The following is a 19,496-nucleotide window of genomic DNA, read 5'->3' on the forward strand; positions in this document are numbered from 1 at the left end:
CTCAGTCACGCTTGCAGATGCGGTCCAGAAGGTTGGCTGTGGCGCGCTGGACGCGTGCGTCGACGTGGCCCGGGCGGTCCAGTGCCGGGGACCAGGCGAAGGTCCCGGACGCGAAGACCAGGGCGCCGGAGGGGGCGCGGTAGAGGGAGGTCTCCTGGTGGCGGAGGGCGCCCTCGGTGTCGTTGTAGGGGGAGTGCGCGAGCAGGATGCGCTCGTCGTGCTCGGGCAGCGGGGTGCGCGGGAAGTAGCGGTCGGCCTCGCCCGCGACCAGGCCCTCGATCTCGTCGCCCTCGTGCGCGCCCGTCGCCTCCCACAGCCAGTGCTCCGCGTTGCGGACCACTAAGGGGTGGGGGTCGGGGACGCGGCCCGCGTACTGGATGCCGATCAGCTGCTGCTCGGGGCGGTCGATCTCGCGCCAGAGGACGGGCTTGCCCGGGCCCTGGCGTTTCCGGCAGGTCAGCAGGCGGTCGGGGACGCCGGAGGGGGCGGGGCCCAACTCGACCTGCCAATACATGGTGTTGGCCGAGAGGAAGACCAGGGAGGTGCCCTGGTCGCGGGCGCGCTCGACGGTGCCGCGCATGGTGGCCGACCAGTACTCGTCGTGGCCCGGGAAGACCAGGCCGCGGTAACGGGTGGGGTCGATGTGGCCCGCGTGCAGGTCGCGGGCGTCGGCGTAGGCGAGGTCGTAGCCGTAGCGCTCGGCGAAGCGGATGAAGTCGTAGGCGTGGCCCACATGGAGGGGCAGGCCCGCGCCCGCGTAGGGGCGGTCGAAGGAGACCGTCGCCGCCGCGTCGGACTCACCGAGGAGGCGGCCGTCCTCGTCCCACGCGTGGTAGAGGCTGGCGCCGGTGCGGCCGTCCTCGGGGTAGAGGTTGTAGGCCTGCCAGGTGATGTCGGGCAGGAGCAGGAGCAGGTCCGCGGGGTGGTCGTCGCGGACGGTGAACGGGATGTGCGAGCGGTAGCCGTCGGCCGTCGTGAGGACGGCGACATACGCGCCGATGCTCCAGTACGACGGGATCTGGAGCCGCCAGGACAGCCACCAGTGGTGGCAGGAGACCGTGCGGTCGGCGGTGAGCGGCGAGGGCTGCACGATGCCGGACAGACGGGGGCTGGTGGTGATCTTCTTGGCGCCGTCGCCGCCGTAGTGGCCGATGCGGTAGACGTCGACGCCGAACTCCTGGGGCGGGTCGACGGTGACGTGGAAGTCGATCGCCCCGCCGGGGGCGACCGCGCCGGTGGAGGCGAAGCCCTTGATCTGGCGGTGCACGTCGTCGGCGGAGCGGGGGCCTCCGGTGGAGGAGCGGGGGGCCGGGACCCGGGGGCCGTCGTCGGCGGGCTGCCGGCCCGGTTCCACGTACCAGGGGACGACCTGGCCGTCGTCGAAGTACGTCACATTGCCGCGGAGCCAGGGGACGGGGCCCTGGCCGAAGGGGTCCGTGACGGCGTGCGCGAGCGCTCCCGACTCCCAGCGGCGGATCTGGTCCGACCCCATGGTGGCTGCCCTCCCTCGTGCCCCCGTGTGCGTGCGGTGTGCGTCGCGCGTGTGCGTGCGGCTGTGCAGGTGCGGCATGTGGCCTGTGTGTTTGTCGTATGTCGTAAGCCCTTGCCAGGCGCGCGATCGGTCCCAGCACATCACATTACGCACGCGCACTGTCACTATTCGTTGCGAATTGACCGAAAGTGGAAGCAGGGGCTCCGGTCACAAGGGCGGGCCGGTGTGGCGGTGACGAGGGTCCGTCAGACGAGCCGTACCGGCTTCTCCGGGCGTATGCCGGACTCGATCAGCCAGGCTCTCAGGGGAGCCGGGTCGCCCTCCTCCACGAGGCTGAGGACGCGCGGGGTCAGGTCGGCCGCCCGTTCGCCGTTGACGAGAAGAGAGGGGCCGTCCAGCCAGTCGAGGCCCGGGGTCGCGCCGGCGGTGTCGATCGCGGCGCAGCACACCATCGCGGTGACGTGGTCGGTGAGCAGCTCGCGGCCGGTGCGGGGCGGTTGCAGCGGGAAGAGCGGGAGCATGCCGTCGTCCCACAGGGCGATGTCGGGGCTGCCCTGTCCCGGGGCGGGCGGGGCGGACGCGGGCGTGGTGCCCTGCGGGGCGGCCGCCGCGTCCTCGCGGGCGATCTCGGCGGTGAGGCGGGCGGCGAGGGCGGTGGAGCGTTCGGTGCCCGGGTCCTCGGGGTGGTCTTCACCGGGGTGGGCTTCACCCTCGGGGGTGCGGATGTCGCCGGAGGAGTCGGTGGTGCCGGTGGTGCCGGTGGTGCCGGTGGTGCCGGTGGGAGCCTGCTCGCCGTCGTACGACCGGTCTTCCTCGGGCGCGTACGGCCGGACCTCGGTCCGGCGCGGGCGGGGGGCCGGGTCGGTTAGGTGGTCGATGACCCGGGAGAGGGTGGGGCCGTCCGGGTCCGGGGACGCGGGGTCGGGGGAACGGCGGACGCCGAGGGTGTCGAGGACCCGGTGGAGACGGGCCGCGTCGGTGCGCCACTTGCGGTCCACGACCTCGTCCGGATACTCCTGCCAGGCCACCGGGGACCAGTCCGGGCCGGTCTCGGCCGGGCCGCCGTGGAAGAGGCGGGCGGCGAGCAGCGAGGCCGCCTCGTCCACCGCGCCGGGCTCTTCGAGCAGGTCGCAGGCGGGGCGCTCGCCGAGCCGGGAGGCGAAACCCTCGGCCAGACGGTCCCGGCGGGACAGCTCGGTCAGGGCGGCGACGACACCCGCGTCCAGCCGGGAGGGCCAGCGGCCCATGCGCCAGGCGGGCAGCGCGACCTTGGTCAGCAACCGGTCCCAGCCGGCGTAGGCGAGGCCCACCTGTTCCTGGGCGACGATCCGCAGGCCGTAGTCCACAGCCTGTGCACGCTCGGCGGCCGCGGCGGCGACCGCGCGCTCCATCTCGGAGGCATGGCCCCGGCAGCTGCGCAGCAGCAGACGGGCGACCCAGCCGACGCCCGCGAGCACCGTACGGAAGACCGGGTTCCGGCCGGGGGCCGAGGTCACGGCCACCGCGGCGTCCAGGCCCCGCACGAAGCGGCGGGCCGCGGCTATGTCGGGCTGCGCCGAAGGTCCCGTACCGGCGACGACCGGGGCGAGGACCGCGCGCAGTTCGCCGACGCGCATCCACCACAGGAAGGGGGAGCCGATGACGAGCACGGGGGCGATGTCGGTGCGGGCCGCGCGGCGGTGCGGAGCCCGGGCGCCCGCTATCTCGTCCCGCTCCTCGCCGCGGGGCGGACCGTGGGACGGGTGGGTGCGGTCCTCCAGCCAGCTGTCGCAGTCCGGGGTGAGCGCTATCGCGGACGGGGCCGGGACGTCGAGGCGGTCGGCGAGGTCGCGCACCATTCGGTACAGGTCCGGGGCCGACTCCTCGGCGATCGCCACCGTCGGGCTGACGGCCGGGCGGGCGCGGGAGACGACCAGGGCGATGCCGCCGGCGGCGAGCAGCACCAGTACGGCGAGCGCGGACATGGTCCGGCGGGAGGCGTCCCAGCCGGGGCCCACGAGATGGCCCGTGGAGCCGCCCGCCAGCAGCACCACGGCGACGGCCGCGGGCAGCAGCGCCACCGCCAGCGCACGGCTGCGGATGCGCAGCACAGCGAGGGCTCGATGCCGCGCGGCCTGCGCGCCTGCCTCCACACCGATACCGGTCACGGCCTGGTCCCGCCCCCTCCCTGCTGTCCCGACGGCCTGGCTCTTCTGGCGTTGCTCACTCCCCCACTGTGGCAGCCACCACTGACATCGCAATGCCGGTGGGCCAAGTGCCGGACCGCTTGCGCCGCACCCTAGTTGGGGCCCGGGTCCCCGTCAGCCGTATAGACCACCGGTCACTCGATGGAATGGCTTTGGGGAGAGGCGATGACGTAAAGCAAGGATCAGGCCCCGGATCCTGAGACGGATCCGGGGCCTGCCGGGTTGTTCGGGGCCGGGAGATTCAGCTGTTTCGGGGACCGGAGACACCTTCGGGGACAGGAGAAGCCTTCGGGGACCGGGGAATCCTTCGGGGACGGGAGAACCGGCCCGGTCCACCCGGCCGCCCGGATGCCGCTCAGGCCTCGGAGGCCGCCTTCGCCGCGATGTCCGTGCGGTGCTGGGAGCCGTCGAGGCGGATGCGGCCCACGGCGGTGTACGCGCGGTCGCGGGCCTGGGTGAGGTCCTTGCCGGTGGCCGTGACGGACAGGACGCGGCCGCCCGCGCTGACGACCGCGTCGCCGTCCTGCTTCGTCCCGGCGTGCAGGACGTACGCGTGCGGGGCGTCCTCGGCGGCCACCTCGGCGAGGCCGGTGATCGTGTCGCCGGTGCGCGGGGTGCCGGGGTAGCTGTGCGAGGCGACGACCACCGTGACCGCCGCGTCCTCGCTCCAGCGCAGGGGCTCCAGGTCGGCGAGGTTGCTGGTGGCGGCGGCCAGCAGGACACCGGCCAGCGGGGTCTTCAGCCTGGCGAGGACGACCTGGGTCTCCGGGTCGCCGAAGCGGGCGTTGAACTCGATCACGCGGACGCCCCGGGAGGTGATCGCGAGACCGGCGTAGAGCAGGCCGGAGAACGGGGTGCCGCGACGGCGCATCTCGTCGACGGTGGGCTGGAGGACCGTCTCCAGGACCTCGTCCACCAGCTTCGGGTCGGCCCACGGCAGCGGGGAGTACGCGCCCATGCCGCCGGTGTTCGGGCCCTCGTCGCCGTCCAGCGCGCGCTTGAAGTCCTGGGCGGGCTGGAGGGGCAGGACCGTGTCGCCGTCGGTGATGGCGAAGAGGGAGACCTCGGGGCCGTCCAGGAACTCCTCGATGACCACGCGGTCGCAGGCGGCGGCGTGCGCCTTGGCCTCGTCGAGGTCGCTGGTGACGACGACGCCCTTGCCGGCGGCCAGTCCGTCGTCCTTGACGACGTACGGGGTGCCGAAGGCGTCGAGGGCGTGGGCGACCTCGTCCGCGTTCGTACAGACGTACGAGCGGGCGGTGGGGACTTCCGCCACCGCCATGACGTCCTTCGCGAAGGCCTTCGAGCCCTCCAGCTGCGCGGCCTCCCCGGAGGGGCCGAAGACCGGGATGCCCGCCGCGCGGACGGCGTCGGCGACGCCTGCGACGAGCGGGGCCTCCGGGCCGACGACGACCAGGTCCACGGCGAGCTGTTCGGCCAGCGCGGAGACCGCCTTGCCGTCCAGGGCGTCCACCTGGTGCAGCTCCGCGACCTCGGCGATGCCGGCGTTGCCGGGGGCGCAGTGGAGAGCGGTGACGTCGGGATCGAGGGACAGGGAGCGGCACAGGGCGTGTTCGCGGGCACCGGTACCGATGACGAGGACCTTCACGGGGGTCAGCCTAACGGGGTTTTTGTGCGGGGTTCCGAAGGGGTGGGGGCGGGACGGTTGTGGGTTCCTCCAAGGCGGGAGGCCAGGACGGGCGCTGCCGCGGTTACGCGCGTGGCGCTGCCGCGGGCTCCATGCGGCTGCCACGGCCGCGTGCCACTGCTACGGCTGAGTGCCCTGCGTGCCGCTGCCACAGCCGCATGCCGCTACTCGTTCGAGAACTCCTCCACCACGGTCGCGCCCAGCTCTCTGACGATGAGGTCGTGGCCGGAGAGGGCGGACTCGTCGAGGTCGGGGTCGTCGTCCTCGGGGATGTCGTCCTCGATGGAGACCGGGGGTGGCGGTTCGGGGGTGGCGGGCCGGGGTGCCGGTGCCGTGGCGGAGGGCGTGCTGGGGGGTGCGGGGGTGGCCTGGGGGGACGGGGAGTGCTGAGGGGGTGGGGTGGGGCCGGTGTTCGTGGGGGCGTAGCCGCCTCCACCGCCGGGACCGGCGGTGCCGCCACCGCCGTAGCCGACGCCTCCACCGCCGTAGCCGCCGGACGGGGCGGGGGCCGAGCCGCCCGAGGGGTCGAGGACGGCCTCGATCTTCCACTGGACGTTGAACTGTTCGGAGAGGGCCTGCTTCAGGACCTCCTCGCTGCCGCTGCTCGCGAAGTTGTCGCGGGCACCGGCGTTGACGAAGCCGAGCTGGAGGGTGGTGCCGTCGAAGCCGGCCACCTGGGCGTTCTGGCTGAGGAGGATCCAGGTGAAGCGGCGGCGGTTCTTGACGGCTTCCAGGATGTTCGGCCAGAGCATGCGGGGGTCGACGCCGCCGGCCGGAGGGGCGTAGGCGGAGGCGGCGGGGGCCGATGGCGGGGCCGGCTGGTGTGCCTGCGGTGCAGCGGGGGCGGGCGGGGCGGTGGGTGCTGCGGGCTGGGCCGACGGGGTCGCGGGTCGGCCGCTGCCGGCGGTGGCCGCGGTGGGCCAGCCGCCGGGACGTCGAGCGCCGCCGGCGGGGGCGGCCGTGGGCCAGGCGCCGGGGGTGGACGCGGGGGCCGGGGCGGGGGCGGGGGGCGGCTGGAACGGGGGCTGGGGCTGCTCGGTGTGCTCGGGCTGCCCTGCGCCGGGGTGGCCGGCGGTCGGTGTGCCGCCGGGTGAGCCCTGGTTCGCGGGGCCGTTGCCCGCCGGGGCGGGCCGACTCGCGGACTCCGGCGCGGGTGCGCCCTCGCCGGCTGTCCTGACCGCGGCGCGTGCCGCGGCGGGGCCGCCGCCCGGCGGGACCGGGGCCGGGGTCTGGGGCTGGGCGCGGTCCTGGGCCTGGGCCTGGACCTGGACCTGGGGTGTCATGGGGGCGCTGCCGCCGTGTGCCTCGGGGCCCGGTACGTACCCCGCGGCGGGAGCACCCGCCCCCGCGGAGAAGTTCACGCCGCGTTCGATGCGGTCGAGGCGGGCCATGACGGAGCGCTCGTCGCCGTAGGCGGCGGGGAGCAGCACGCGCGCGCAGATGAGTTCGAGCTGGAGACGGGGGGAGTTGGCGCCGCGCATCTCGGTGAGGCCCGCGTTGACGAGGTCGGCGGCGCGGCTGAGTTCGGCGGCGCCGAAGGTGCCGGCCTGGGCCTGCATCCGCTCGATGACGTCGGCCGGGGCGTCGATGAGCCCCTTCTCGGCCGCGTCGGGCACGGCGGCGAGGATCACCAGGTCGCGCAGACGCTCCAGGAGGTCGGCGACGAAGCGGCGGGGGTCGTTGCCACCCTCGATGATGCGGTCGACGACCTCGAAGGCGGCGGCGCCGTCACCGGTGGCGAACGCCTCGACGACGGAGTCGAGGAGCGAGCCGTCGGTGTAGCCGAGCAGGGAGGTGGCCATGGCGTAGGTCACGCCGTCGTCCTTGGCCCCGGCGAGCAGCTGGTCCATGACGGACATCGAGTCACGCACGGATCCCTGGCCGGCGCGGACGACCAGGGGCAGCACGCCGTCCTCGACGGGCATGTTCTCCCGGCCGCAGACCTCGCCGAGGTACTCGCGCAGGGTGCCGGGCGGCACCAGGCGGAAGGGGTAGTGGTGGGTCCGGGACCGGATGGTGCCGATGACCTTCTCGGGCTCGGTGGTGGCGAAGATGAACTTCAGGTGCTCCGGGGGCTCCTCGACGACCTTGAGCAGCGCGTTGAAACCGGCCGACGTGACCATGTGGGCCTCGTCGATGATGTAGATCTTGTACCGGCTGCTCGCGGGTCCGAAGAAGGCCTTCTCGCGCAGCTCACGGGCGTCGTCCACACCACCGTGGGACGCGGCGTCGATCTCGATGACGTCGATGGAACCGGGGCCGTTGCGCGCGAGGTCGCGGCAGGACTGGCACTCACCGCACGGGGTCGGCGTGGGCCCCTCCACGCAGTTCAGACAGCGGGCCAGGATGCGGGCGCTGGTCGTCTTGCCGCAGCCGCGCGGACCACTGAACAGGTACGCGTGATTGACCCGGTTGTTCCGCAGCGCCTGCTGCAACGGGTCGGTGACATGCTCCTGCCCGATGACCTCGGCGAACGACTCCGGGCGATAACGGCGGTACAGCGCGAGAGACGACACGCTTACGAGGTTATAGGCGCCCACTGACAACCCGACCCCACGGGAACGACAACGCCCCCCACGCACCCGCCAGAGCCAACCTACCCTTGCTGCCTTCCGGCCCTGGGGGAGTTCAGTCAGATAGCGCCGCGTGAGGGGCTGCCCAAACAGTACCCGATGGCAGGGGGTGGGAACGAGTTCGCGAGCACTCCTCAACGTCTTGTATTGTTTGCGGCGGAGGATTCGCCTAGAGGCCTAGGGCGCACGCTTGGAAAGCGTGTTGGGGGCAACCCCTCACGAGTTCGAATCTCGTATCCTCCGCCAGTGCCTCACCGGGCACGATGTCGAAGGGCCCCACCGTTCGCGGTGGGGCCCTTCGTCGTTGTCCGTCTCAGTTTCCGTCTCAGTTCGTCTTCGGGAGCTCCCAGAGAGCGTCGCCTACTTGCTGAGCCACCTTCCGCAGCAGCGTTCCGGTGACGTGCATGTAGCGAGCGCGCATGCGGGCCGCTCCCCCAGGCTCCCAGCCCATGATCGCGTCGACCACGACGTCCGGGACGCCGAGGATCAGGAGGACGGTCGCGGCGGTGTGGCGAGCGTCATGGAGACGGCCGTCTCGTACGCCCGCGTCCCGCAGCAGCCGCTTCCAGATGTGGAAGTCCGTGTTCGGGCTCAGAGGGCCGCCGGTCGGGGAGGCGAAGACGTATCCCTTGTCCTCCCAGTCGGCACCGGCCGCCGTCCTCTCCTTCTCCTGTACCTCCTGGTGTTGGCGGAGGAGCTTGATCAGCGGATCGGGCAGACCGATCGTGCGACGCCCGGCGCGGGACTTGGTGGACTTGTGCTCGCGGCGGGTCTGCTGTTTCTGAGGGCAGTAGCCAGCCTTCCGACCGCACGGGTTGTCGCCGCAGCCGTGGGCGTACTTGGGGCGGAGCCGGTTCTTGCGGATGCGGACGTATCCCGCATCCAGGTCGACGTCCTCCCAGTGCAGGCCGAGCGCCTCCCCCTGGCGGAGCCCGAGCGCCAGGGCGACGACCCACCTCGTGCTGTTGCGGAGCTTGGCCGCCTCGACGAGGAGACTCTGAACCTCCTCGATCGTGAACGGCTCGATGTCCTCTTCTTCGAGGCGCGGAGCCTTAGCGATCTCGGCCACGTTGGTGGCGACGTGACCGCGTCGCTTGGCCTCGCCAAGGGCGACCCGGATCGTTCGGTGCGCGTGGTGGGCGGTGCCGGCGGAGCTCCCGGCTTCCTGCATCTTCCGGTAGAAGCGCTCCAGGTGTTCGGGCTCCAGCTTGTCGAGCTTGTGAGCGCCCAGGCCGGGCACGAGGTGTACGCGTACGTCGACCTCGTAGCCGTCGTACGTGTTCTCCGAGACGTACGGCTTGGCGATGTTCTCGACCCAGTGCTCAAGCCAGGCCTGGACCGTCCAGCTCTGACCCGGCTTCCTTAGCTTCTTCTCGTCCCGGGCCCGCTCCATGTCACGGACGGCCCTGGTCACCTCGGCCTTGGTCTTGCGCTCGATGTGGCGGCGGTCCGGCTTGCCGTCATCACGGACTCCGACCGTCACCCGGCCGTGCCACTTGCCGTCCTTGCCGAAGTAGATCGAGGAGGCCCCGTTGGGCTGACGAGTTCGCTTCTGCTCTGCCATGACGTCTCCTCTCAGGCTGCTTCGGCAGGGCGATGGCGGAGTTTGGCCACATAAGCCGGGACGGCGTCGGCCGGTACTCGCCGCAGACGGCCGACCGTGACGGACTCGATCTCTCCCGCGCGTACGAGGCGGAAGCACGTCGTACGGCCGATGCGCAGCCGCCGAGCCGTCTCTTCGACGGTCAGGAGGACCAAGGAAGGGTCAGCGGTCGCATGCACGTTGTCCACGGCTTGCGGCTCAGCCATGGGTGGGTTCTCCTTCCGTTCCGGGGGCGGGTTCGAGGGAGGCCGCTAGCCAGGTTTCGGCGGCGCTGAGGCCCGTTCCGGCGAAGACCCAGTGGGCGAGGACCAGGGTCGACGTCACTTCCGAAATTTCGGAGGTGACTGGCGCGGTGCTGGTCTCTGCTGCTTGGGCCCGGCGCCATTCGGCACGGGCGTCACGGAGCGCGCCGAGGGTCGTCGAGTAGCGGCGGGACTTGGTGGAGAAGTGGCCGCGGAAGCCGAGCATGTGAGCCCAGGCCCGTAGGCGGAGGTCTGCCAGGTCCGCCCGTGCGCCGAGGGACCAGGCTGTGCGGATCATGCGCTGGGCGTGGTCACTGATCCGGGCCTGCGCCAGCTCGGCAAGGAAGCGGATCGGGCGATCCAGGGTGCCCGTCGCCGTCTCGGCTCCTTTGGTCGCGTACTTGGCGATGTACGCCGCTACAGCGCGCTCGGTCAGCTCCTGGCCGCCATCGAAGTCGGCGGAGCGGATCGGACGTACGTCGAGCTGGCGACCGAAGACGAAGCGGTGGGACCGGCCGTCGACCTCGGGTCCGGCAATTCGCGTGGCAGTCGCGGCAGCCGGGATGGCGTCGGTGAGCACCTCGGTCGAGGCCCAGGCCGGGGGTGCCGTTTCTCCTCCCTCCGGGCCGTCGAGACGGATGACCGCGTGGAAGTGGACCGCGCCGCGCCTTTGGTACTCGGCCACCTTCGCGAAGGAGATGCGGGCGTGGTCGAGGAAGGCCCGTTGGGTGAGACCGGCGCGCTTGGCCACCTCTCGGCGCAGGTAGATCGAGAAGCGCCGCCACAGGGCACCGGCGTGCGCGTTCCAGAGCACGGCGGCTTCGTAGTCGTAGGTGTCCGGGTCAAGGGCTGTGCCCAGGGCTGGATCGTTCTCGTCATGGCGGATGCCGCAGCGGCAGTCCCGGCCGCCGTTGGGGCGGTTGTGGACCGGGCCGAAGCTCGGCGCGGTCAGTGTGGCGAAGACGCGGGGGTGGGTGGCGACCGCTTCCGAGGCACCTTTGCCGCCACGCAGTCCGGCGGTGATCAGGTGGTAGGTGTCACGGCGGTAGGTCTCGGCACAGGCGGCGCAACGGGTCGCGCGGCGGTTGTTGCAGCGGACCAGGAGCTGACCGGCGGGGAGCGTGGCGGAGTCGAGGTGGTGCAGGACATCGCCGATCTCGCCGGTCGCCTTGTTGACCGCGTACTCCGTGCGGTGGCCGTCGAGGCGGACGGGGTGAGTGCAGCCGCCCAGGCCGGAGAGTTGACGGCCCAGCTCGGGCATGGTGCCGAGGGAGGCCAACATGGAGAGTTCCGCCAGTGGGGGCGGAGTCTGCCGGGTGATGATGGGAGTTCCTTTCGGCTGTTTCGGCGGTTGGGAGGGACGGCCTCGGGGCGGCGGGATGCTTGGCGGCGTTGTTGCCGCCCCGGCGGCCGGTCAGCGCCTGTTGGCGCCGTTGAGGAGCGAGCGCAGGACCACGGCGGCGACGGCCACGGACACGGCCGTGATGGCGACGGCCGCCAGGAGCGCGGTCAGGACGACACCCACGACGACCACGCCGGCGACAACACCCACGTAGGGCGTCAGCGACTGGCCGGTCGAGGGCATCGGGGTGTGCGTCTGCTGCGGGACGACGGGGGTTGTCGGCAGCGTGGGGACGTCGGGGAGCTTGGGGCGGAACATGGCTGACCTCCTTGTCACTTGTCGGTGCCGTTGACCACGCCGACCCCGGAACGGGTGCCGGACTCGATGGCGGGGGCGAGGACGGTGTGCGAGAGCCAAAAGCCGAACAGGGCGATCACTACGGCGACCCAGAGGCGTATGCCGAGGAACTTGATCGCGGCCCAGGCGATGACGCCCAGGACGAAGACGAGCGGGAACGAGACGGTCACAGACCCTCCTCAGCGGGCGGCGCAGCGGTGGGTACGCGCGGCCAGCTCGGCGGCGGCGCGGCTGTCGTAGTCCGTGGAGAAGCCGCAGCGCGGAGCGGTGCAGGCGGCGGTGTGCTTCTCCCGACCCCGGCCGTCGTAGGACGTGCCGACCTGGACGGGGCCGATGCGGACGACTCGGCGGAAGCGGCGGTTGGCGGGCATCAGTCGATCTCCTTTGTCTCGCCCGTGAAGTCGGTGACGTGGTCGGCCAGCCAGCGCAAGATCTCGTCGCCCTCGTAGTTGTCGGCGGCGAGGATCACCGGCTCGGCGATCAGCACGGCTTCGGTGAGGCGGTTCTGTCGGGTCAGCTCGGCGGCGCGTTTCAGCGCGCGGAGCGTGGACGGGCGCATCGGGAAAGTTCCTCCGGGGTCAGGCGAGTTGGGCGGCGATGGCTTCGGCGAGCGGTAGCGGGACTCCGAGCCGGGCACGAAGCGTTGGAGTGTCGATGGGAGCTCCGGTCCGGGCGCGGTGGTCGTCGGCGACCTTGCGCGCGTGGGCGACCAGGGCGGGCGGGACGGTGGTTGCCGGAGGCGGAGTTGACTCCGGTGCAGCGGCGGGCAGTTGGGGCGCCGAGGCGGGAGCCGGAGCCTCATCCTGGGCAGTCGGGTTCTTGTCCGGGACCGGTGCGGCTTCCGGCTCCGGAGATCCGTGCACGAGCAGCGTTCCGCCGAGAAAGGCGACGGCCGGCCATCCGGCGACGAGGATGCGCAGCCAGGCCGGTACAGCGCCCAGGTCAAGCAGCCCGGCCGTGGCGACGTTCGCCCCGAGCGACGCGATCAGCGCGACGAGGAACCAGCACCAGGCAGCCGTCTTGGCCCCGCCGGAGCGGAGCCTCCGCCACGCGGCCACCAGGAGCAGATCCACGCTGACTGGGTAAGCCCACGCCTTCCAGCCACCCTGTCCGGCAGCAGCGGCCAGGTCGTGCAGGTGGGCGAAGGACAGGGCTCCGGCGATGACGGCCTGGACCAGGACCGCGTCCACACGGACGGTGGAGCGGGCCATCAGGACGCCGTGCCGGGGTAGTCCGGGCCGTCTTCGGGGTCGTAGCCGGACGGGAAGACACCGGGCGGCGGTTCAGGCAGAGACGCCGCGAGCGACGGGCCGAGAGCCTCGACGAAGTCTTGGTCAGCACCGATCACGTCGGCGTACAGGGCAAGTTGGCCGAGCAGCAGGACGGTGCGGGCGAAATCCTCGCAGTCGGGGCACATGAAGACCGCTCTCCCTTCTTCGGGCATGGAGGGGGTAGGGACTTGGCGCAGAGCGACGCGCCGGCCGTTGGATCGGGGCTGACTACTCGACGACGGGGAGCGGGGCAGTCACCGGCCCGGAGTCCCTCACCGGCACGGGTGGGACGTACGGCCGGAAGGGAGTGAGCGCCGGAACATCCGGGGTGAGGTGGGCCGCCTCACGGCATGTGGCCGCAGCCTCATCGAGGGACAGGTACGGGGTACGGATGCGTGACCAGCCGCCGGAGGTGTCGCCGACGACGGCCAGGCCGGGCAGCTCGGCGGCGATGGCGCAGGCCGCATAGACCGCCTCGGGGGCGATGTCGCCGAGCGCCATCTTCGCGGAGGCTTCGTCGTTGACGCGGTGGCAGACACGGCCCGTCAGCTGAGCACGGAGCATGGTCGCTCCCTTGCCTAGCTCAGCACCGAACCGCTGGCCGCAGACCTCCAGATAGATCCCGGCCGCGCGGCCGAGTTGAGCGAGCCGGATGAGTTGGGTGACCATCTCGTCCCTCCGCTCCTCTTCCTTGCGTGCGGCGACGAGGAAGAGTTCGGCCACCTCGTCGATGAACAGCACGATGGGAGCCGGGCGTTCGTCATCCGGCAGACCCCAGATGTCCGAGGTGATCTGTTCATCCGGGATGCCGGGCGCGAGGCCCTGTCGGGCCTTGATCAGGTCATAGCGATCCTCCATTTCCTTGACGAGCACGGGCAGCAGCTCGGCCGCCTGATCAGGGTCGGTCGCCAGCGCGGAGAACCTGGCGGCGAACGGCGCCAGCTCGACGCCGCGCTTGCAGTCGATGCCGACCAGGACCACCGGCTGAGCCGCCAGCTTGGTCAGCAGGTTCCGCAGGTACATGGACTTGCCGGAAAGCGTGGCGCCGAGGACGAGTTCATGCGGAACGGCTCGGTAGTCACGTACAAACGCCGTGGCGTCTTCTCGCAGTGCCACGGGAACCCGCAGATGATCACTGACAGTCCGGCGAGGCATCCGCACCTTACGCAGGACGTCGAAGCCGACGAGCCGCAGTTCGACGACACCGGGCTTGATGTCACGCACGTACACGGCATGCACGCCCCACGCATGGCGAAGGCGTTCCGCCGAGGCGGCGACGTCCGCCGGTTCCTGGCCCGGAGCCAGCCGCAGCCGGATCCGGAGGCCCGTCGAGGTGGGGCGGATCAGTCCCCGGCGCGGAGGCACGGGTCGTACCTCCCGGCGGGTCGTCGCCCTGATGGCCAGGGCCCGCCACCTGGGCGGCTCGACCGTGAGGCCGCAGGCGTCCATGGTCGAGGTGTACGAGGCCAGCAGCCGTGCCGCCGAGATCGGCAGCCCGACCGTGGACCAGTACGCCGCCGGGTAAGCGTGCCGGGCGTAGGCCCCGCCGCCTATCGCAACGAGCGACCCGCCCAGTTCAGCCCACGTCACGAGGTCGGTCACGTCGATCAGACCGCCTCTGCCATCGGGAAGGCACCGGGCGCAATGGCGGTGGCCCGGTAGGCGATGCCGTGCCGCTGCTGCCCGTTGAACACGCTCTCCCAGGGCCGGGCGATCAGCCCCGGAAGCGACACCGGAGCGCCGACGGTCAGTCCGTCGGTCACACCGCTCTCGGGGATCGTCACCTGGATCAGGGACGACTCGCCCTCGTCGATGAAGACGACGCCGACAGTCATCAGAGCCTCACCGCTCACAGCATCCTTGGCGATCTCGCCGGTCTGCCGGTCGCGCACCTTCGGTGCCGGCGCTTCGGTGAGCAGGATCGTGGCGGACGAGGCATCAATGCGGATCACACGCACAGGGGTTTCTCCTTCTGAGTCGATCAACTCGTCACCTGACAAGTTGACTTAGCAAGTTCGAAGTTAAGGTTGCTAACTTGACTTGTCAAGTGAGTGCGGAGAGGAACTCGCCCCGAGCTACGCTCAGTTCAACCGATAGGTGTCTTCCAGCTCTTGCCGGTCGGCAGGCAGCAGCACATCGACGACCTGCAAGGCTTGCCCCGAGGTGTCACAGGCGATGACCAGCACGCTGAGGACAGGAACCCCCTCGGGGAGCTCCAGAAGTTCAGCCTCTCCACTGTCGGGCAGTCTCGCCGAGACCCGCTCCGTCACGTGGTCGAAGCGCACCTTCTTCCGCGCCTCAAGATGCTCGCGGACGCTGCCGCTCAGCGCTTCGGACGTCTCCAACTCGGTTCCGTCGACCAGGCCGGCGGGGAAGTAGGACGAGACCAACTCGACCGCTTCACCGTCCTCCTCGACCAGAAACCGGCGCACGAGAACCTTCGCCTGCTTGGGCAGGCCGAGGGCGGAGGCAACGCGGGCAGGTACGGGCACGTGGCCGACCTCGATCAGGCGGCCCGGCGTCTGCGACTCGTCACGCGTGAGCGCCGCTCGGCCACGGCGGTCCTGCTGCTCGACGACCTCGGGGCGCCCCCGCACGATCGTGCCGAATCCCTGCCGGGACTCCAGCCAGCCGTCACGCTTCAGCAGCTCCAGAGCTCGCACAACGGTCGGGCGCGACATCCCGAAAGCCTGCACCAGCTGGTTCTCACTGGGCACCCGCGTGCCGGGCGGGTACGTGCCGTCCTCGATGCGACCTTGGATGGTCTGCGCGAGACGCACGTACTTCGGTGGCTCCACTTCATACGCCATGAACGCCGCCCGTCGAGATTGGCCAAGTCAACTGGTCAACCAGACTAGCGACACTTACACACTCACAGTAGGACGTGGCCGAAGTTCTCATTCGTCGGCCAGGCGTCAGCCACGACGGCGGACACCACCGTCCCACCGAATCGACTGGGCCCGGCGTGCCACGACTCTGCGATGGAGTCGACCAGCAACAGGCCCCGGCCGTGCGCGTCGTTGGCCTCTGGGCGCCGCAGCCGCACGTTCGCCGGGAAGCCCGGATTGTGCACCTCGATCCGAAGCGCCGTCTCCACGCGGTACCACTCAAGGCGCACCCACCAGAGCTCATCTGCCCGTCCGTAGAGAACGGCATTGGTGACCAGCTCGGAGACCATCAGCGTGCAGTCCTCGATCGAGCAGGCCGGGTTGTACGGGGCAATGAGCTTCCGGAACCATCGTCGGGCTCGGGGGACCGACTCTGGCGCCGGAAACAGGATCATCGCTCCGAGACGTGCGGTACCGAAGCCGCGACGGCCATCGGTGGCGTCATCCATCCGCGCTCACTCCTTGCCGCTGCCGTCACAGTCGAGGCAGCGCCGTTTCGATGTGGCACGAACGCGGTCGTTGGCCACGGAGAGCGCCAGAGCCGTACGGGAGCCGACGCGCTTCCAACCACGTCCTCGGCATCCCCGGCAAGCTAACCGCGCGCTCTTGTCCGGCCGCTGACTCGTCACGCCGTGCCCCCTTCCGATCCAAGTGGCCTTAGCCACTTTGTGGATAGTGGCATTAGCCACTTGGAATGTGCAAGCGGTTCGGCGCAACTGACGAGGTATCAGGTCAGCGGGTAGCCCTGCTCGAAGGCCCAACGGTGCGGGGGATAGGCGGCCTCGGCGAACTCCAACGGCCGATCCTGGAGGTCGAAGACGACGTGATGAACGATCAGGACGGCTTCCCCATACTCCAGTTGCAGGTCCGACGCTTCTTCGTCCGTGGCGCCGCGAGCACACATCCGGTCCTCGGCATAGCTGCCTTGGCGCCCCGTCATGCTCTCGACGTACATGAGCGTCCCTTGCTGAATCCGCTCAGGATCCAAGAGCTTGGGTGCACGCTCGGCAACGTCCGGAGCGAACCACGAGGTGGACAACGTGATCGGTCCGTCCTGGTTGTTGGTCACCCTCCGCCGATGCGCGGCGCGACGATCCTTGACCAGGCCCAAGGCTTCGGCGACATGATCCGGTGCGTCCAGCCAGCCAGCCGACGTAATCACCGCGTACTCGCCAGGCGTGTAGATCTTCCCGGTTTGTCGGGCCCTGCCGTACAGTTCACGTGCCCGCCGGTTGACCTCCAGGCTGCGCACGTACGTGCCCGATCCCTGACGCTTCTCGACGAGCCCCTGGTGACTCAGGGCCTCCAACGACCGTGCAGCCGTTGGCCGGGACACCTTCCAGTCCACCGCCAACTGCCGTTCCGAGGGCACCTCGTCCCCCGGCCTCAAGTCTCCCCGAAGAATCTGATCGCGGATGAAGTGCGCGATCTGGAGATACTTCGGCTGAGCCTCCTCGATCTGAGGCATTCACCCTCCTCGTCCAAGTGGCTATGGCCTCTAGCCACTATAGGGTGAGTGGTCAACCCCCTACCCCGTACGCTGGCCGCATGAAGCGGTTGATCGTCGCAGCAGGAGGAGGGGGCGACGCAGTCGCCGCCGCAATGCTTCACGCCGCCCTCTACGGCGACGAGGACCAGGCGGTGATCCTCACGTACGCGTGGGACCGCTTGCTCGTCGATCCGGTACCGGGGCCGCGGGGGCCGGACAACTTCGCGGGGCTTGAGCAACTCACCCCAATGGTCTGGACGGTGCCGGCGGACGCCCGCCCGATCGCTCCAGCGGGTTCCACACTCCCCCGGCTTGCGGCAGAGCTCCCGCACACCTTCGCGCTCCTCGACCCGCATCACGGCGAAGAGGGCGTCACACGCCAACTCGAAGAACTCGTCAGCCACCTTTCCCCGGAATCCATCGATCTCCTCGATGTGGGCGGCGACATCCTCGCCCGGGGCGACGAGCCGACGCTGAAGAGCCCGCTAGCCGACGCCCTCACGCTCGCGGCATGCTGCCAAGTGAACGCCTCTGTCCGGCTCTTGGTCGCAGGACCCGGACTGGACGGAGAACTGCCGCTCGACGACGTACGCGGCATGCTCGGCCCGCTCATCCACACCTTCACCGCGAAGGACGTCGAATCGGTCAGCTCGGTACTGGAATGGCACCCCTCCGAGGCAACCGGGATGCTCGCGGCGACGGCCTGCGGCGTACGCGGTACATGCGAAGTCCGAGACGCAGGCTTGCCCGTACCTCTCACGGACGAGGGCCCGACAGTCCACCAGGTCGACCTGGACGAGGCATTGAGCCGGAACGAACTAGCCCGTGCAGTCTTGACGACGGAGAGTTTGGACGAGGTCGAGGCTTACAGCCGCGAGATCTGCGGCTACTCGGAGATCGACTACGAGCGCAACAAGGCCGCATGGCTCAGCCAGCAGTCCCCGTCAAGGCTGGACTCTGATGCGATCCTGACTGAGCTAGACCGCTTTGAGGTCGAGGCTCGAAATCGCGGAATCACTCACACGACGTTTCGCCATATCACCGAAGTTCTGAACCTAAGCGGCTCTCAACTTGATTCCATCCGCAGGCTCTTGCTCGGCATCAAGCCAGAACAGCATGAAGCCCCGCTATGGAAGATCAGAAGGTACTGAGAAACCACATCTCGCCGTAGCTTCACACCTCTCTCGGTAAGGTCAATCATGGATTTTACTGGCGATCTTCGACTGCTTAAAGACCTCCTTAATCCGTACAGTCCTCAGAACGCAAGAGAAAAGATTTCCGAGCAACGACGAGGGCAGATCTTCGAGGAGTGGCTAAAGCAACTCCTTCTCGCGTCTACAACTGAGCCGCGAGCTAGATACCGCCCCAAAGGGGAAGAAATTGATGGATCTTTCGCCCTAGATGGACAGTTCTATCTGCTAGAAGCTAAATGGCACGGAAAGCCTCTACCCGCTTCGTCCATCTATCAGTTCCGCGGAAAGGTGGACGGAAAACTCGTCGGCACCATCGGAGTCTTCCTCTCCATGTCCAACTACAGCCAGGAGGCAGTAGACGCCGTCAGGGTTGGGAAAGTCCTCAACGTCATACTTTTCGGACCTGAGGACGTATCGGCAGCAGCCGAGGTCGGTTTCGCCAGAGTCTTGCGCTTCAAGCTGCGGGCAGCCGCAGAAGAAGGCGAGATATATATGCCGTACGTCAGAACTGAGCGCGCGAAACATCTCACAGTTCTGGTCGAGGGACGGATAGATCAAGTAATCACAGATCAACTTCTACGGAGAGCGGTCGAATCGATAAAAGCTCGACCGTTCTCAGTGGTACCCACCATGGGGCGATCTGGAATAACAAACATTGCAGCGGTTCTCACACTCGACACCCAGAGCGATGTTGTGGCTCTAGTAGAAACCGACGACATGAGCCCTGAGGATCGTGACACGTTCCTCGGAAGATTGCTAGCTACTGAAAGAGCGCGTGCCATTGTCGTGGACCCAGGCATAGAGCGGTGGCTGGGAGAAAACAGGCAGGATCTGAAACGCAGCCCAGCGCTACTTACGACCGCTATCAATCGCACCGACATTAAACAGCTAATTCGTACCGATGCCGCTTTCGCGGAGCTCGTCCAACTCGTGAAGACACCCAGCTAACCATCAGGCACCTGCCACACCTGCAGGTTGCCAGAGCGAGCGACTCGTTAGCTCCTGCCTGTGAGTTACAACCTTCTCTACTGGTTCAAGGCGGCTCGCTCCGCTCACCGCGCGCGGCCCGGCCCCCGGCCGGGCCTGCGCTCCTGTCTCCGCCCCGCTCCAGCCCGGCCGGCGCCCGTGCCGCGCTCAAAGCATGCAGCCGCCTGATGCCAGAGAAGGGGTACGTCGTGGCTGGGGCGGTCGGCTCCGCGGCTTTACGGAGCC

General features: G+C 69.6%; 20 protein-coding genes, 1 tRNA gene and 1 other RNA gene. 3 read left to right on the forward strand and 19 right to left on the reverse strand.

Translation table 11 applies throughout. The features are described from left to right. Window position 1 precedes the first annotated feature (1 nt). From SLINC_RS21610 to ffs, 5 genes are all read right to left on the reverse strand, one after another. Window positions 2–1,492, reverse strand: a complete 1,491-nt coding sequence (locus tag SLINC_RS21610) for a N,N-dimethylformamidase beta subunit family domain-containing protein (RefSeq protein WP_067435615.1) — start codon at window positions 1,490–1,492, stop codon at window positions 2–4. 245 nt (window positions 1,493–1,737) lie between these two features. Continuing rightward, on the reverse strand, window positions 1,738–3,639 hold the full coding sequence (locus SLINC_RS21615; protein WP_067435616.1) for a hypothetical protein: 1,902 nt from the start codon (window positions 3,637–3,639) through the stop codon (window positions 1,738–1,740). Window positions 3,640–4,033: 394 nt separating this feature from the next. Further along, window positions 4,034–5,287, reverse strand: coding sequence for a phosphoribosylamine--glycine ligase (gene purD / locus SLINC_RS21620; RefSeq protein WP_067435619.1), 1,254 nt, complete (start codon window positions 5,285–5,287; stop codon window positions 4,034–4,036). 203 nt (window positions 5,288–5,490) lie between these two features. Beyond that, window positions 5,491–7,842: a DNA polymerase III subunit gamma and tau gene (locus SLINC_RS21625; protein ID WP_067435622.1), complete on the reverse strand. Its 2,352-nt coding sequence runs from the start codon at window positions 7,840–7,842 to the stop codon at window positions 5,491–5,493. A 44-nt stretch (window positions 7,843–7,886) separates the two neighbouring features. Next, window positions 7,887–7,985, reverse strand: an RNA gene (gene ffs, locus SLINC_RS21630) — signal recognition particle sRNA small type. 72 nt (window positions 7,986–8,057) lie between these two features. Between ffs and SLINC_RS21635 the strand changes: the two genes are divergently transcribed. Then, window positions 8,058–8,145: transfer RNA gene (locus tag SLINC_RS21635), tRNA-Ser, on the forward strand. Window positions 8,146–8,224: 79 nt separating this feature from the next. On the opposite strand, the gene SLINC_RS21640 is transcribed toward SLINC_RS21635, so the two are convergent. The 14 genes from SLINC_RS21640 to SLINC_RS21705 form a co-directional block, all read right to left on the reverse strand. Beyond that, a complete protein-coding gene (locus SLINC_RS21640; protein WP_067435625.1) occupies window positions 8,225–9,463 on the reverse strand; it encodes a tyrosine-type recombinase/integrase in 1,239 nt (412 codons plus the stop codon). An 11-nt stretch (window positions 9,464–9,474) separates the two neighbouring features. Next, window positions 9,475–9,708: an excisionase family DNA-binding protein gene (locus SLINC_RS21645; protein WP_067435628.1), complete on the reverse strand. Its 234-nt coding sequence runs from the start codon at window positions 9,706–9,708 to the stop codon at window positions 9,475–9,477. Next, on the reverse strand, window positions 9,701–11,026 hold the full coding sequence (locus tag SLINC_RS21650; RefSeq protein ID WP_067435631.1) for a replication initiator: 1,326 nt from the start codon (window positions 11,024–11,026) through the stop codon (window positions 9,701–9,703). Before SLINC_RS21650 ends, SLINC_RS21645 begins: the two co-directional genes overlap by 8 nt. 132 nt (window positions 11,027–11,158) lie before the next feature. Next, window positions 11,159–11,404, reverse strand: a complete 246-nt coding sequence (locus SLINC_RS21655) for a SpdD protein (RefSeq protein ID WP_067435634.1) — start codon at window positions 11,402–11,404, stop codon at window positions 11,159–11,161. A gap of 14 nt (window positions 11,405–11,418) precedes the next feature. After that, window positions 11,419–11,613 (reverse strand): hypothetical protein, encoded by a 195-nt coding sequence (locus SLINC_RS21660; protein WP_067435637.1) that lies wholly within the window; start codon window positions 11,611–11,613, stop codon window positions 11,419–11,421. A 9-nt stretch (window positions 11,614–11,622) separates the two neighbouring features. Then, complete coding sequence (locus SLINC_RS21665; RefSeq protein ID WP_067435640.1) at window positions 11,623–11,814, reverse strand: mobile element transfer protein; 192 nt, start codon at window positions 11,812–11,814, stop codon at window positions 11,623–11,625. Then, window positions 11,814–12,002 carry an RING finger protein gene (locus SLINC_RS21670; RefSeq protein ID WP_067435643.1) on the reverse strand — a complete coding sequence of 63 codons (189 nt, stop codon included), beginning with the start codon at window positions 12,000–12,002 and terminating at the stop codon, window positions 11,814–11,816. The genes SLINC_RS21665 and SLINC_RS21670 overlap by 1 nt, the downstream gene beginning before the upstream one ends. 19 nt (window positions 12,003–12,021) lie before the next feature. Continuing rightward, complete coding sequence (locus SLINC_RS21675) at window positions 12,022–12,654, reverse strand: DUF2637 domain-containing protein (RefSeq protein ID WP_067435646.1); 633 nt, start codon at window positions 12,652–12,654, stop codon at window positions 12,022–12,024. Continuing rightward, complete coding sequence (locus SLINC_RS21680; RefSeq protein WP_067435649.1) at window positions 12,654–12,860, reverse strand: hypothetical protein; 207 nt, start codon at window positions 12,858–12,860, stop codon at window positions 12,654–12,656. The genes SLINC_RS21675 and SLINC_RS21680 overlap by 1 nt, the downstream gene beginning before the upstream one ends. An 82-nt stretch (window positions 12,861–12,942) precedes the next feature. Next, window positions 12,943–14,316: an FtsK/SpoIIIE domain-containing protein gene (locus tag SLINC_RS21685; RefSeq protein ID WP_067435652.1), complete on the reverse strand. Its 1,374-nt coding sequence runs from the start codon at window positions 14,314–14,316 to the stop codon at window positions 12,943–12,945. Between the two features lie 5 nt (window positions 14,317–14,321). Then, window positions 14,322–14,672, reverse strand: coding sequence for an SCO3933 family regulatory protein (locus SLINC_RS21690; protein ID WP_067435655.1), 351 nt, complete (start codon window positions 14,670–14,672; stop codon window positions 14,322–14,324). A gap of 123 nt (window positions 14,673–14,795) precedes the next feature. Beyond that, the gene (locus SLINC_RS21695; protein ID WP_067435658.1) at window positions 14,796–15,524 is read right to left on the reverse strand and encodes a GntR family transcriptional regulator; all 729 of its coding nucleotides are present in this window, start codon (window positions 15,522–15,524) and stop codon (window positions 14,796–14,798) included. Between the two features lie 62 nt (window positions 15,525–15,586). Further along, a complete protein-coding gene (locus tag SLINC_RS21700; RefSeq protein WP_067435660.1) occupies window positions 15,587–16,051 on the reverse strand; it encodes an ATP-binding protein in 465 nt (154 codons plus the stop codon). A gap of 278 nt (window positions 16,052–16,329) precedes the next feature. Continuing rightward, on the reverse strand, window positions 16,330–17,070 hold the full coding sequence (locus SLINC_RS21705; protein ID WP_067435663.1) for a GntR family transcriptional regulator: 741 nt from the start codon (window positions 17,068–17,070) through the stop codon (window positions 16,330–16,332). A gap of 80 nt (window positions 17,071–17,150) precedes the next feature. On the opposite strand from SLINC_RS21705, the gene SLINC_RS21710 reads away from it, so the two are divergent. Both SLINC_RS21710 and SLINC_RS48040 read left to right on the forward strand, forming a co-directional pair. Then, window positions 17,151–18,242: a DUF1152 domain-containing protein gene (locus SLINC_RS21710; protein WP_079164647.1), complete on the forward strand. Its 1,092-nt coding sequence runs from the start codon at window positions 17,151–17,153 to the stop codon at window positions 18,240–18,242. Between the two features lie 48 nt (window positions 18,243–18,290). Further along, a complete protein-coding gene (locus tag SLINC_RS48040) occupies window positions 18,291–19,232 on the forward strand; it encodes a hypothetical protein (protein ID WP_152039002.1) in 942 nt (313 codons plus the stop codon). Window positions 19,233–19,496: the final 264 nt, after the last annotated feature.

Origin of the sequence: Streptomyces lincolnensis (assembly GCF_001685355.1) — a bacterium.
Classification (GTDB): Bacteria; Actinomycetota; Actinomycetes; order Streptomycetales; family Streptomycetaceae; genus Streptomyces; species Streptomyces lincolnensis.